The 14,169-nt window shown below is 34.8% G+C and carries 15 protein-coding genes; 8 read left to right on the top strand and 7 right to left on the bottom strand.

Annotation, left to right across the window (positions count from 1 at the left end; genetic code table 11):
• Genes O4O04_RS01005 through O4O04_RS01020 form a run of 4 tightly spaced genes read right to left on the bottom strand, consistent with a single transcriptional unit; the run spans position 1 to position 2,718 of the window.
• Entirely contained in the window at positions 1-798 is a 798-nt protein-coding gene (locus tag O4O04_RS01005; protein ID WP_272531384.1) for a hypothetical protein, read from the bottom strand.
• A 6-nt stretch (positions 799-804) separates the two neighbouring features.
• A complete protein-coding gene (locus O4O04_RS01010) occupies positions 805-1,011 on the bottom strand; it encodes a hypothetical protein (RefSeq protein ID WP_272531385.1) in 207 nt (68 codons plus the stop codon).
• A 42-nt stretch (positions 1,012-1,053) separates the two neighbouring features.
• Complete coding sequence (locus O4O04_RS01015) at positions 1,054-1,617, bottom strand: hypothetical protein (protein ID WP_272531386.1); 564 nt, start codon at positions 1,615-1,617, stop codon at positions 1,054-1,056.
• 6 nt (positions 1,618-1,623) lie between these two features.
• Positions 1,624-2,718: a KamA family radical SAM protein gene (locus tag O4O04_RS01020; protein WP_442915886.1), complete on the bottom strand. Its 1,095-nt coding sequence runs from the start codon at positions 2,716-2,718 to the stop codon at positions 1,624-1,626.
• A 107-nt stretch (positions 2,719-2,825) separates the two neighbouring features.
• On the opposite strand from O4O04_RS01020, the gene efp reads away from it, so the two are divergent.
• Genes efp through O4O04_RS01035 form a run of 3 tightly spaced genes read left to right on the top strand, consistent with a single transcriptional unit; the run spans position 2,826 to position 5,837 of the window.
• On the top strand, positions 2,826-3,392 hold the full coding sequence (gene efp / locus O4O04_RS01025; protein WP_272531387.1) for an elongation factor P: 567 nt from the start codon (positions 2,826-2,828) through the stop codon (positions 3,390-3,392).
• Between the two features lie 41 nt (positions 3,393-3,433).
• On the top strand, positions 3,434-4,042 hold the full coding sequence (mtnB, locus tag O4O04_RS01030; RefSeq protein WP_272531388.1) for a methylthioribulose 1-phosphate dehydratase: 609 nt from the start codon (positions 3,434-3,436) through the stop codon (positions 4,040-4,042).
• Positions 4,032-5,837, top strand: a complete 1,806-nt coding sequence (locus O4O04_RS01035) for a hypothetical protein (RefSeq protein ID WP_272531389.1) — start codon at positions 4,032-4,034, stop codon at positions 5,835-5,837. The genes mtnB and O4O04_RS01035 overlap by 11 nt, the downstream gene beginning before the upstream one ends.
• On the opposite strand, the gene O4O04_RS01040 is transcribed toward O4O04_RS01035, so the two are convergent.
• Positions 5,814-7,514, bottom strand: coding sequence for a M61 family metallopeptidase (locus O4O04_RS01040; RefSeq protein ID WP_272531390.1), 1,701 nt, complete (start codon positions 7,512-7,514; stop codon positions 5,814-5,816). The two genes, O4O04_RS01035 and O4O04_RS01040, sit on opposite strands and share 24 nt — an antisense overlap.
• A gap of 396 nt (positions 7,515-7,910) precedes the next feature.
• Here O4O04_RS01040 and O4O04_RS01045 point away from each other — a divergent pair, with 396 nt between their 5' ends.
• Together O4O04_RS01045 and O4O04_RS01050 are read left to right on the top strand one after the other, a co-directional pair.
• Positions 7,911-8,420, top strand: a complete 510-nt coding sequence (locus O4O04_RS01045; protein WP_272531391.1) for a sigma-70 family RNA polymerase sigma factor — start codon at positions 7,911-7,913, stop codon at positions 8,418-8,420.
• Positions 8,413-9,021, top strand: a complete 609-nt coding sequence (locus tag O4O04_RS01050) for an NrsF family protein (protein ID WP_272531393.1) — start codon at positions 8,413-8,415, stop codon at positions 9,019-9,021. The genes O4O04_RS01045 and O4O04_RS01050 overlap by 8 nt, the downstream gene beginning before the upstream one ends.
• 202 nt (positions 9,022-9,223) lie before the next feature.
• Here the strand turns inward: O4O04_RS01050 and O4O04_RS01055 are convergent, their stop codons facing one another.
• Both O4O04_RS01055 and O4O04_RS01060 read right to left on the bottom strand, forming a co-directional pair.
• Entirely contained in the window at positions 9,224-10,180 is a 957-nt protein-coding gene (locus O4O04_RS01055) for an alpha/beta fold hydrolase (protein WP_272531395.1), read from the bottom strand.
• A complete protein-coding gene (locus tag O4O04_RS01060) occupies positions 10,173-11,396 on the bottom strand; it encodes an adenylate/guanylate cyclase domain-containing protein (protein ID WP_272531396.1) in 1,224 nt (407 codons plus the stop codon). The genes O4O04_RS01055 and O4O04_RS01060 overlap by 8 nt, the downstream gene beginning before the upstream one ends.
• A gap of 73 nt (positions 11,397-11,469) precedes the next feature.
• On the opposite strand from O4O04_RS01060, the gene O4O04_RS01065 reads away from it, so the two are divergent.
• Genes O4O04_RS01065 through O4O04_RS01075 form a run of 3 tightly spaced genes read left to right on the top strand, consistent with a single transcriptional unit; the run spans position 11,470 to position 14,086 of the window.
• Positions 11,470-11,922 (top strand): hypothetical protein, encoded by a 453-nt coding sequence (locus O4O04_RS01065; RefSeq protein ID WP_272531397.1) that lies wholly within the window; start codon positions 11,470-11,472, stop codon positions 11,920-11,922.
• Between the two features lie 8 nt (positions 11,923-11,930).
• Positions 11,931-12,473, top strand: a complete 543-nt coding sequence (locus O4O04_RS01070) for a DinB family protein (RefSeq protein WP_272531398.1) — start codon at positions 11,931-11,933, stop codon at positions 12,471-12,473.
• Positions 12,470-14,086: an SNARE-like domain protein gene (locus O4O04_RS01075; RefSeq protein WP_272531399.1), complete on the top strand. Its 1,617-nt coding sequence runs from the start codon at positions 12,470-12,472 to the stop codon at positions 14,084-14,086. Before O4O04_RS01070 ends, O4O04_RS01075 begins: the two co-directional genes overlap by 4 nt.
• The last annotated feature ends 83 nt before the right edge of the window (positions 14,087-14,169 follow it).

Raw genomic sequence — 14,169 nt, forward strand, 5'->3', positions numbered from 1 at the left:
TTAGGTTCCGCCGAATTCTGTTTCTTGTACTATTCCTTTTTTCAATTGGCGTATACGGGATTTTAGTGTGTCTTTTTGAGATTGTTGGAAGTCTTTTTCTTTTTGGAATACACGTTTTAGTGAGATTGCTTCATTTTTTCTTTCTAATAGATCGAGAATTTCTTCATCTAGTTCTTTTGAATACATAGCTCGTATCATTTTATCGGCTCTTGCTGGTATATCCAATGTAACGAGTTCATGAATAGAAATATCCGGAATCGATCGTATTGCCCATGTTTGCACAGAAAGACTAGCAACACGTTCCATTCTCACTGCGTCTTCTTTTTCTGTGCGAGGAGTAAGATTTTTATAAAAACGGATTCTACGATTCAGAAAGGGAACCAGCTTTTCCTTTGGGATAGGATTCGCTTTAATCATGTTCCATTCTTTTTGGAAGCCATGCAAAACGCGGTCTCCAAAGAAAACGCCACCTAACTCTAATAGATGAACGACGCTAGGCTCAAAAAGATTCAATCGCAAACGAAAAGTATCCATATCGCCTGCAACTAGATTAACAGGCGCTATCTTATCTAAATGATTCAAAATATTCGTAATTTTTTGGATGAAGCCTGGCTTCATCTGGTCTTGAGTTGAAGCGAGAAGATAGAAATTGAAATCCGATTCAGAATCGTAGTCTCCTCTTTCACGTGATCCATAGAATAAAACCTCAAAGGGTAGATTTGATTCGATTTCTTCTAATTTTTCTTGAATTTCTAAATAATCACGGGGAGTGGGTTTGTTGTCAGTGCTTATCGTCATGGTAGCCTATTGAAAGAAAAGTCTCATTCTGGATAGATTATCCAAGATTGCAGTAAAAGCTTTGTCTCTCTCTTCATTTCCTGGAAAATTGAGAGCTTTTACATTGGTTAAGTCATGATAAATAATTTCGATGGCTGGCTTATTAGAACTTTTCTTAATCGAAGAGATATAATCCAAATTTATAACCTCTGTATCACCAAGTTTTAACCACATTATGAGTCTGTCATCCTTTCGTTTTTACTAATATACCCATGCTCAATAGACCAACAAGTGCTTTTCTATTAAGTCATGATAAGCTTCTGCAAGACCATCTTGCTCTACAACGCCTTTTTTTAACTCCGTTTCAGATTCAAAAACCACCAAAAATCCATTGTAGAACCATTCCCAACGGACACAAACAAGATCACCCGTACAGGAGAAAAGGGAGACAGTTGCAGAATTTGGCTGATCCTTTACTTTGAGATAGTAGTATTTTTTCCATTTGGCTTTTTCGATTTCTCGATCCGAAACCTCATAGGGAAATTTAGAGCGGTTTTCTGTATTGGTCGAAGAAATTGTGAGTCGAGTCAGGTTGATTCCTGGCATTCCGAATCGGATTTTGTATCGATTGCCTTTCTCATGCAAATTCCCCACTTCCTCCATGACATAATTCGCAGGAGGTCTAAAAGCCAAATCATAAGTCAATCGAAGTAAGGCAGGTGTTTCTAGATTGCCTGCCGATGGTATTGAATCACCATTCTGAGGTTTCGAAACTTCCGGAGCTGCACAGAATAGAGCAAACAAAGATAAGCCGATGATTGCGAGCTGGATTTTTATCATGATATTTTACTGTATTTCTCCATCGGATATTTCATAAAGCTCTCCTTTATAGTTTCGGTAAACCAAACTGTTTTCTTTCGATCCTACAAAATATTCTGGAATTAATGGAACTTTTCCTCCTCCACCAGTTAGATCTGCAACATATAAAGGAACAGTGATTCCACTCATCCGCCCTCGCAGACCTCGATACAATTCTAAGCCCTCTCGTATAGGAACACGAAAATGAGAAATGCCAAAAACTTCATCACATTGATGTAGGTAATATGGTTTGACTCCCATAGAAACCAATCGGTAATTCAGTTCTTCTAGAACTGATAAATCATCATTGATTCCCTTTAATAGAACGGATTGATTCATGACCGATACAGAACCGATCCGTACTAAGCGTTCGATTGCTTTACTTGCATCGGTGGTGCATTCCCTGGGATGATTGAAATGAGTTACTAAGTATAATGGAAAATATTTATCAAATATTTTGCATAGCTCATCTGTGATTCGCATAGGCATTGTTACAGGATGGCGAGAATGAATTCGAATTTGATTAATATGTTCTATAGATTTAAGTTCGGATAGAATAAAATCCAAATGAGAGTCTGATAGGCTGAGAGGATCTCCCCCCGATAATATTACTTCTCGAATAGACGTAGTTTTGCGAAAGTATTCTATTGCTTCATTCCATTGGCTTCGGTTGGGTGTCTCGAAAGGTTGCGATACTTTTCTTTTACGAGTACAGAATCTACAGAAAACGGCACAATTATGCGAGAGATACCAGATGGCTCGATCGGGATATCGATGCGTTACACCTTTGACTGGCATATGGATTTCTTCTGCAAGTGGATCATCAATCTCATTCGGATAGCGAATGAGTTCCGATTTTGTCGGTATAGCTTGCTTTTTTATTGGGCAATTGGGATCATCTGGATCCATAAGTGAAGCATAATAAGGAGAAATTCCTAAATCAAAATGGGCACTTGCAGCTTGGATTGCTTCGATTTCGTGATCAAAAACTTTTGTATACGCTTGCAAATCTTCTGCTGATCGAATGCGATTCTGCATTTGCCACTTCCAATCTGTCCATTGCTCGGATTTTCTATCGGTCACGTCTCCAGTTTACTGATCTATGGATTATCCACAAGCAAAATGAGTTTCAAAACACCCTTGACGGTCTGCCTTGAACGAATTTCCTGGAAATACCAAGAGAAATTATTATGGCATTAGGCATCACAGAAGTTAAGAAAGGCATGGTTTTGAAAGTAGAGGGGGATCTCTACAGTGTTGTAAAAACCGAATTCGTAAATCCCGGTAAAGGTTCTGCATTCATCCGAACCAAATTGAAAAACGTACTACGTGGAACTTCGATTGAAAGAACATTCAAAGCCGCAGAGAAATTGGAAGGCGTTGAGATAGAAAAACGCGCAATGACATTTTGTTACACAGATGGCGATGATATCATTTTCATGGACGTAAATGATTTTGAACAGATTCCTGTCTCAAAAGACTATGTTGAAGATGTTCTGCCGTTCATGAAAGAAGACACAAAAGTAGATGTTTCGTTTTATGAAGGCAAGCCCATCGGTGTTGAACCTCCTAATTTTGCTATATTGGAAATCACTTATGCTGAAGAAGGTCTGAAGGGTGATACCAGTGGAACGGCTCTCAAACGAGTTACTTTGGAGACCGGAGGCGAGATCAACGTTCCTATATTCGTTAAGCAAGGTGACGTCATCAAAGTTGATCTAAGAGATCTTAGCTATGTTGAGAGGGTAAATAAGTAGAATCACCTAAGCATCCGGCAGAACTTGCAACACTCTGTGAATTGGCAAAAAGTTATTATTCACGGGGTTGGTTGCCGGCGACTGCTGGCAATCTTTCTATTCGAGACCAAAACAATAGATCAATTATTTGGATTACAACATCGGGACTCAATAAAGGAAGAATTGAACCAACAGATTTCATTCCGATTGATTTAGAAACTGATCTTCCTATTTTTCTTGGTTCTAACCAGAAGCCAAGCGCCGAGACTTCGATTCATCTTACCATCTACAAGAACATTCCTCAAGTGAATTGCATACTTCATGTGCACACTGTTGAATCTATGCGCTGTCACCTAAATCTTAACAAAAATCAGCCAATAGGATTTTGGAAATTGCCTCCTATCGAATTGATCAAAGCTTTTGGAATTTGGGATGAGAATCCAGAGGTTTACTTGCCAATAATCTATAATCATAGTATGGTGGAGAATATTGCGTCAGATTTGAATCAGTATTTCTTATCTGATAATTGGAAAAACATGAAACAGGCAATTCCCGCTATCTTGGTAGAAAATCATGGTCCAACTATCTGGGGTGAGTCTATAGAGGCGGCTAACAAGCACTTGGAAGCCTTGGATTATATTTTCAAAGTTTCTATTTATTATGACAAGTGAATTATTTGAACTAACCAATCGTTCCAAACTTGCGAAAAGTTCTGGAATAGTTTTAGAAAAAGATCCCCTTACGATCTTTCAAGCCATAGAAAATCAATCTACAAAAAACAATCTAAACAGTTTCAATATTTTTACGCCATCTGAAGAAAAACTCAAAATCTTAAAAATGGATCTGAGCCGATTTCGCGAAGCAGCAAAAACACTTTTGGAATTTCGCCTAGTTGCTCAAGTATTCGAAATCTATTATGAGTCAAGTAATGATAGTCTGCAATTGATGACTTACTATATTACAGAAACGGAAACACTTAAGAATCCTAGACTGAGTTACGAATTGTTATTGGATCGGTCGGCTCAGTCGATTGTAAATTATTTCCAAGCAAGACCCGTTTCATCTGATCAAGAAATTAAGACCTTTGCATACAATTTGAACTCTGGTTCTATGTCAACTGATGCAAGCCTAATTCATTCTCTTTTCACCAATGATAACTTTGTTGTAATGCCAAGCAAAGATCATATTCGCGAATATACGAATGATCTAAGATTGAAGCTTTCAAGTTTCAATAATTTGATAGGAAGTCTTGATACTAGATTTTTCTATATTCGAGAAGAGAATGCAAATTCAAGTTTTGAAATATTTAGATCGATTTTTGAGACGAGGATCATTCCTAATATAAGATCCAAAAGTCCAGAAATTGATCAGAGCATTCTATCTCAAGAAGATGACAACAATGTACTAAGGAAAAGTCTCGATTATTCAGGAGACTGGGAACATATCAGAAAATTATGTGAAATTTGTTTAGCTTCTCCGAAACTTTTTACGCCGACCGAGAAAATCTTCATTGATTCTATACTAAAACTGTCAATTGAAGCGGAAGGTTTTTACAAAAAAAATCAAAAGTCATTAAAAGATAAATTATTTTTGCAAATTGTAAAGAAACTAGATACGGGAACTGACTTGGATTCAATTTTTCTTCAAGTCAATTTAGAAGATCCTGAATCAATCCCCAAAACTGTTTTGGATGCATTGCGACTAGATAGAGAAATTCTTTCGGCAGATTGGTATACTAGCAAGTACAAGATGTCTATTTTTGTAAAAAAGAAACCGACGACGCTTAAGTTGATTAATCAACTTATCTATGACCACCATAGATACAATTCAGAAATCATTTTGTTTCTAAAAGCTCTATTGGATGTCAATGAAAAGGATGTTTTCGAAGTTTTTCAAGATTCCCAGTTTGTTAAAATATATGGAAAGAATTTACAAGAAACCTATTTACGCTATATACCTTTCTTTTATAAATTTTTTGCTTGGATCGGAATTAAATCGATTATAAATGCTGGATACAGTAAGGCAAAATCTTTGATCCGATACTCACAAATGGAGAGGCAATTCCAGCATGAGAAAAGACATGAGAAACGCGTCAATGACATGAGAGAAGCTCGTGCGCTAGAACTTGCCAAATTAGAAAAAGAACAGATGAAATTGTTTCTAACGCAAGCATTGGAAGCTATGTATTTTTTTCAAAAAACAATACCGACTGCGGAAGAAATAGGGAACTTCTATCCTTTGCTAAACCCTGAGAATTTAGAGAAAATATGCTCAGAGTTCGAGTTTGGAGTGGTCGAAAATGGCGGATTCCATTCGAAAAATTTAATATTCTTTCCGAATACCGAACAGTGGATGGATCAAAATCGTGAAATTCGTTATCTAATCGATGATATTCTAGAAGGTCGCATCAATGCCACGACAGATGTTGTACAAAGATGTAGTCTATTGAAAGAAAGACTCTCTTAGTACTAATTGTTCTTGATTTATTTCTGTTCCCAATACTAACTTTTTTACTTTGAAGCTAAGGATCGGATTGCATAGAACTTCTTTAATTCTATTCTTCCTTGATAATAAAATTTGTATTGGTTCTCGGTTATTGAGAGAATCTAAATAACTATTCAATGAACCAACCGTCCGAAATCGAATATTATTTATAGCTAATATCTCATCACCTATATAGATATCCAATTGGGGATCCATCTTTGATTCAAATAATTTATTAACAATCAATCCGATTCCATTTTCTCGAAAGCTGAATCCCAGATCTATAGATTCTTTCTCTTCCAATTTATAAACTCCAATATAATGCAGATAATCATAAACTGGAATCCTTCTGGGTTGTGTTATATACGCGTCAAATTCTGTTCTGAGATCCAAGCCTGTTACTTTTTTGGCAATATCAAAAAATTCAATCTTCGTGAAACCTCGTTTCTTAGATTCAAAAAATTCTGAATACAATTCTTTCATAATGTCAGTGAATGTCTTTTTACCAGATGTTTCTTTCAATATTCGAATGTACATACATAGAACTAATATTGCACCTTTGGTATAATAAGAAACCACAGTATTGTTCGAATTCGCGTTTCTTTTATAGAATTTGTTCCAAGCAGTAAATGACGACTCTTCCAAGCTCATATAATCTTCAGCCGAGTTATCTTCCAATTGCGTGATATCTTCCATAAGTTTGTTAAGATATTCATCAATGGTTAGAATATGTGATTTCAATAAGAAAAATGCATCAAAGAAACTAGTGATTCCTTCTGCAATCCATAACTCACGAGTTAGATTCACATTATTGTAGTCAAAAGGTCCAAGAGCAATCGGTCTTATCCTTTTTATATTCCATAAATGAAAATATTCATGCGCAAGAAGCTCTAACAATTTTAAGTATTCTTTTGGATCATCTATTTTACTTGGATCAAATATATTTACAGAACAAGAAGCGTGTTCTAAACCGCCATAACCGGAATCAACTAATAACAGCATGAATAGATAGTATTCATTTGGATTGACTCCCATATATTCAATTTCAATTTCAATTATTTTCTTAAGATCAATTAGAAGCTGTTCTGTTTTATTTTTGCTTATGCTTCCTTCGATAACGATATCATGACGAGATCCATTTATATCTATCGCGATTGGATTGTTATTTGTAAGGAGAAAAGGTGAGTCGTACAATTCATCGTAATTATTTGCAAGAAATTGGTTCTGATTGATTCTTTCTAAAGAAGATAACACTCGAGCAAATTTGCCATTCAATTCAAAAGAAATTGATATAGCAGAATTTTCAAAACCAACTGGGCATAGATATAAACCCGAAGAATTGATAAATCCAAAGTCCTCATCAAGATGATTGGTTCTTACTGATAGATCTTCGAATGCATAAATCAAATATTCTATTACAATTTCGCCTGAACCAAACACAACCCATTCCGATAAATTGGTCTGTTCCCAATTTTTATTCGCACTAAATTTATGAAGATGCCTCGAGTAATCACGAATCATATAGGATCCGGGCGTCCAACTAGGAAGAGAAAAAACTGTTCTTTCTAAATCATTCTGCATTCTCAATCGAACAAAATAGAAATGTCGAGTTGTATCTAGTTTGGTAATCGTAAATTCAATTTGAGATAGAGGCATCATAGACTTACAACCAGGCTAATAAAAAAAAGTAAAATGTCATTCCTTTTCCCTTGACTTTCGCTATCGCCAAAAACAATTTGTAGATAGCAAAAAAGGAGGTGGTCAAATTGAGTAATAGTTTAAAACAAAAGACTGGCGAGGTGGCTGAGCGGTAAGCAATAACGCTCTACTACGTGTTAGTGAGCCGCTTGGCTTGCTGCAATCCAAACAGACCACCGACTTCCTTCGGCTCCAAGAGCTGGTCACTCAACTGGGCAGTGAATACTGCAGACGCTGAAGGAAGTTTCCCATTTGAATTTTTTTTCTTTTTTTTCCCAATTTGTAACTTAATGGCGATGCCAAGCGAAACTACCCGTGAGTGATTTAGATAACAAAGAACTTAGGTGGAGTCGATGGATGCTTGATGCCAAGTCTGGCAACGAAGACTCTTACAAAAAATTATTGAGTGAATTGGCGAATGAATTGGAAGCAATACTAAATAAAAAAATCTATTCTTCAGATGATAGGGAAGATCTACTGCAAGAAATCTTACTCTCCATACACAAAGCGCGCCATAGTTATGATACGAGCCGCAAATTTCGTCCATGGTTCAATGCTATAGTTCATCATAAAATTATTGACTATATTCGATTTTATACAAAATCACAGATCATTGATTACGTCGCCGATGAATTGGAATATTTACCTAAACCGGAAGAATTTGATCATAGCGAGCAATTACAAGCAATTCGAGATGCGATTCGAATTCTACCTTCCAAGCAGAAAATAGTAATTGAACTACTCAAAATTCAAGGAAAATCCATTAAAGAGACAGCAATCATAACAGGTATGAGTATATCGGCAGTTAAAGTAACATCGCATCGCGGGATCATCAATCTTAAAAAGGCTCTAAATCGAAATGAATAGAAACGAATTTATTCAAGCTCTTGCAATAGAGTTACGAAATCCAGAAAAGCAGTTATCCAAAACACCCATTGTCTTGTTTTTTTGTTTTGGTTTCTTTGCGATGGGACTAGAAATTTATTTGAAACCAATACAGGGACTTGAATTCAATTCTAAGACATTATTCCCGATTACAAGTTTTATCGCAGCATCGTTTCTTTTGTTTTTTTATACAAGACCAGGTGACAATATACAGTTTGGTTTATTGTTCGTAGCAGCGATTCTTGTAACACGGTTTGCTTATTTAGGATATTTTCTAGATGTACATTTGTTAATGAGTCCAAAATTTTGGAGCTTAAATCATATTTTTTGTCCTACTCATATTCTCTACTACTCAGTACCAAGTTTTATATTAATTACGGCATGGCTTAAATATAGATGCTCAACTAATCCCTATTCTGCGATATTTATAGGAGGAGTCGCCTCAGCTGGTCTATCTGAAATAATCCTGAATCTCTTTTGTGCTGCCTCATCGGCACAACATTTAATGATTTGGCATTTTATACCTTGGATCATTCCAATAGCAATGGGTTTAGTATTCGCAAGACGGCTTACGGCTTGGTAATCTTTAAGTCAATTTGTTTCTGAAATCAAAGTAGAATCAATTAATCGATACCTAGATTGATTGATTGATTGATTGATTGATTGATTGATTGATTGATTGATTGATTGATTGATTGATTGATTGATTGATTAGTTAATTAATAGATAAATAAATAGATAGATAGATAGATAGATCCATGCATATATATTTATACATCAATAGATCAATCTGGGATTTTCTGATCAAGCTTATAAATTAGTTCAATAATCCTACCATGTTGGTTCCAAGGAAGAAAATGATTCCAATTTGGATCTGTCTCCACGATTAAGTTATCGTTATTATGATCTAACATTGACTTGCCGAATCGTACATTATCGATCGGAACAAGTGAATCTTCTCCACCATGCAAAAAAGCTACTGGAACTTTTATTTTATTCCAGAGTGGAAGCATAGAAGTAAGTTCATTTTTTAATTCAATAATTTCTTTATTGGAAGTAATTAAATCTATCGGTAGCAGAAATTGAATGATTTTGTACTCAGCTAGACTATTAAACCATTCTTTCTTTTCTAGATCGGGAGAAATGGACGCAGCAACAAAAACCAATCCATCTACTAAATTCGGATGATCCATTGCAAGTCTAGCGGCAACTGGGCCTCCGAAAGAATGTCCTACAAGAATAACTTTTTTACGATCACGAAAACTAGCGATCAATGCTGCTATCCGATCCGCCTGTTCTTTAAGACTTAGTATTGCAATTCCACGATCCGATCCTCCATAGCCAGGACGATCTACAGATATCAAATTAAAATCTTGGTTTATCTCTGGATTGTTTAAAATATTTAGATAGTCACTCCAACCGCCTGGTGATCCATGAATGAATACTACATATTTTCTTGAGTTTGGATGATACTGAGAAATTGCATTTACAGTTATAAATCTAAGATTTGCAACCTTACTTGAATCAATCTGAGATTGAATTTTCAAAATGCTTTGATTTGCAATTAGACCTTGTGCTTTAAATTTAGATTGGAAATCTTCTGAAGATTCATGGCTGCAAGATGTAAATCTACAATTGTTTACAATACTAAATATTGAAATAATTAAGAATATTCGAAATATTTTATATACTTCAACATATTTATATATTCTATTTTTGATGTATTTAAAATTCCTAAACATCTTTAATATTATTTATATATTTATTTTTCAATCCATGAACAAGAAACATTTCCATGGGTCCTTTATTTTTTGCATCAATTTTGCCTCGACTCTCACATTCGAAGTATTCATGAACTAAATCATAGGTGGTCTTAGATACATTGACCTTTCCTATAACTCCGCTTGACTCAAGACGACTTGCAGTATTAACCGTGTCGCCCCAGATATCATAAGCGAATTTGTCCTTACCCACAACACCAGCAACAACGTCTCCAGAGTGGATTCCTAAACGAAACTCCCAGCAAGGACGATTGTTTTTCTTCCGATCAATACGGAATTCTTCCATAAATTTAACCAGATCTAATGCGCATAGCACCGCATAGATGGCATGTGCTTGCAGTTTATTTGGAAGCCCTGCAACTGCCATATAAGAATCTCCAATTGTTTTGATTTTTTCGATTTTATGTTTCTTTACAATGCGATCAAAATTTGTAAAAATATAATCCAATTCGCTGATAAGCTCAGACGGACTCATGGATTCAGCAATTTTTGTAAATCCAACCATATCACAGAATAGTACAGATACTGAAGTATGGCTTGCAGGTTTGACAAAATTGTATTTTTTTAGTTCGTCTGCAATTGACTCTGGCAAAATATTTAAAAGCAAAGATTCCGATTTTTTTCTCTCAACATTAAGATTCTGAACTAAAATAAAAATCAAAATCCCATTTAAGATCAAAACAAATGAATAGTTCAAGTAAACATCGATATATCTTTCTTCCCTTGATGAATATTGAATCATCAGCTCAGGATGAAAATATTCGATGTAGAACAAACCTGAAATTACGGCAAGAAACACAAGATAAACTGCAACAATCTGATGATTCTCCAAAAGTATAGTTGCAATTACTAAAGCCGGGATTATGTAATAGTGAGCTCCTCCTGTTGATCCAGAATTCGTGAACCAATTTATTGACAAATAGGTTAAAAGAGTTATAGAAAACGGCCAAAAAAGTTTTTTAGTGAGATTTTTGAATCTAGAGAGGTAGTAGAGCATTAGAAAAATTAAGCCTGATCCAAAAGTGATCGCAAAAATTGTCCATGAATTCGGTAAATGAAAGACAAAAAAAGAACCTAAAATATTCAACACAGCATTTACAAAAGTTATGGAATTGAAAAGTCGAAATTCCAAGCTCGTAAACTTTGGATCTCCTGCAAAGCGTTCAAAAATTTTCATAAAACCTACCTAATAATTCTTCAGAAATGTAACATTCCTTTTCTTCAGACGAACCAAAAAGCAAGGATGTTCTATGTTTAGAAAAAACAATTTTTTATTCGCTTTTTCAATTCTAGTTATAGTCTTTCCACTCTTGGGAAATGAACCAACTGTAATTGAGATCACGCAATCTCCATGCAAATTTGATCAATTGGAAAAAGATACAAGTAAATATACTACATCCAAATCGCAAGATTGTGAATTAATCAATCAAACATCCATAAAACTACGAAAAAATAAATTTAAAACTTTGAAACTGACTTCAGGACATTATATTTTCCGAGTGACAAACGATGGAATTCCATATGAAGTTGGTTTCTATCTACGAGGAACCGGTTTAAGTTGGCTCACCTTACCTAGTGTGAGTGGCGGAGATTTAATGAATGGACAAACTAAAGAATACAAATTGTATTTAGAACCAGGAAAGTACAAGATCAGTTGCCCACTCAATCCAACTCCTGACTATGACTTGATTGTCGAAAAGTAAACTATCACATGAATATAACTAAAACTCTAACTCATGAATTTGCAGAGATCATTCAACTACTCAATCAATTTGAAGATCATGATTATAGTAAACTTCAATCAATCATAGGTGGAAGCAGTATCGGACAACATGTACGGCATATCTTTGAATTCTCAGAATGTTTATTATATGGGCAAAGTAAGAAATTATCTGATGAGACAATTGTATTCTCGTACGATGATAGAAAACGCAACTACCTAATTGAGCAATCTACCTCATTTGCAATTAGTAATTTCAAAACTATGATCGACTTATTAGAATCTGAAGAATACGATCTAAATATGGAATTGAATCTGCAACATAGAATTGGTGGCAATACAAATCTCAATCTCATTACAACCTTTGGAAGAGAATTGCTATACATCCTAGATCACACAATTCATCACCTAGCGATCATTCGAATCGCAGTTGAGAAACTTTATCCTTGGATTGATTTGCCGAAGGAGTTTGGATTTACGGAATCTACAATTCGTGCAAAAACTTTTATCCAAGAAAAACAGACTCAAATATGAATGATTGGTATACCTTCTGGTTGATTTTTGTTGGAACATTCGTTTCAGAGGATTTAACAGCAATTTCTGCAGGGGTTATGGCTGGACAAGAAATCTTGAACTTACCTTCTGCTATTCTCTTTTCTACAATTGGAATCTATTTCGGAGATTTAGGATTATTTTTTATTGGTAAATTTCTATTTAAATTCACACTAAAATTCAAAAGAATTAAATCTATAATCCAAATAAAAATCAAAGAAAAATATATTGAATATATAAATTTAAATTTCAAGAAAATCATATTCATTAGCAGATTTCTACCAGGAACCAGATTACCGATTTATTTACTAGCTGGTTCAGTATCAAATCGCAAAACAACTATGCAGTTTATAATTATCAGTTTGATTGCATGTTCTATATGGACACCGATTTTGGTTGGATTGGCTTTTTTATATGGCAAGCAAATAGAAAAGTACCTGACTTCCTCCTATAACCTATTCTATCAAATTTTAGCAGTTGGAAGTCTATTTTTGATTTATAAATTTATTTCGATGATCGCAAATGCATCCTACAGAAATAGAATTAAGCTATGGTTTCTGCGATTTTTCCATTTTGAATTTTGGCCTGCTTGGCTGATTTATACACCACTCGTCATCTACATGATAGGATTGGTGATCAAATACAAAGCTGTGCGAATCATTTCTTCGGCAAACCCAGGCTTTCCGCAAGGCGGAGGTATAGCAAATGAATCTAAATCTAGCATACTCGAGAAAATTCCGAATGAATATATTGCAAAATTCTTTCTAGTTGATAATAATTACAATCTATCGAATGACTCTATTCGTAAATCTATGTTAGACTGTGGAATGAATTTTCCTGTGATTCTAAAACCTGATGTAGGGGAAAGGGGAGCTGGAATTCAAAAAGCAGAAAATATAGAAATCTTGATTGAGTTAATTTCTAATATAAAAGAGCCTTATATTATCCAAGAGATGCATCCTGGACCGTTTGAAGCAGGAATATTCTATTACCGATTTCCTAGTGAAGAGAACGGAAATATTTTATCGATCACTGATAAAATATTTCCTAACTTGATCGGAGATGGAATCCATAATGTTGAGGAATTGATTGACAACCATCCAAGATTTAAATTTCAATCTGATGTATTCAAAAAAAGAAATTCACATAATCTAAAGCGAATATTAGATAAAGATGAAATTCTCACCATCGGAAAAGTTGGAAATCATATTCAGGGATGCTTATTCAAAGATGGAAGTTCCCTTATAACGACCCAACTACTAGAATCTATAGATTCCATTTCTAAATCCATAGACGGATTCTTTTTCGGAAGATATGACATCCGTTATAAATCCAAAGAAGATTTTCGAATGGGCAAGAATTTTCAAATCATTGAATTGAATGGAGTAACAAGTGAATCAACAAATATGTATGATCCAGATTTTCGAATAGTAGATTCTTATCACTATCTATTTTTGCAATGGCGAATCCTTATGAAGATAGGTTATGAAAATTATAAGCAAGGCGTTGATCCTATCACTTGGACTGAGTTTAAGAATATTCTGAAGAGCCATAAAAATTCAATGAAGAATATAAATCCATATGCAATTTTTTAAACTTATGGATGGATGGATAGTTTTTGTAGACAATTCGCGAACGAAATATTCTCAAACTAATTTTAAGTTTCTTGCTTCACATT

Origin of the sequence: Leptospira sp. GIMC2001 (assembly GCF_028462125.1) — a bacterium.
Classification (GTDB): Bacteria; Spirochaetota; Leptospiria; order Leptospirales; family Leptospiraceae.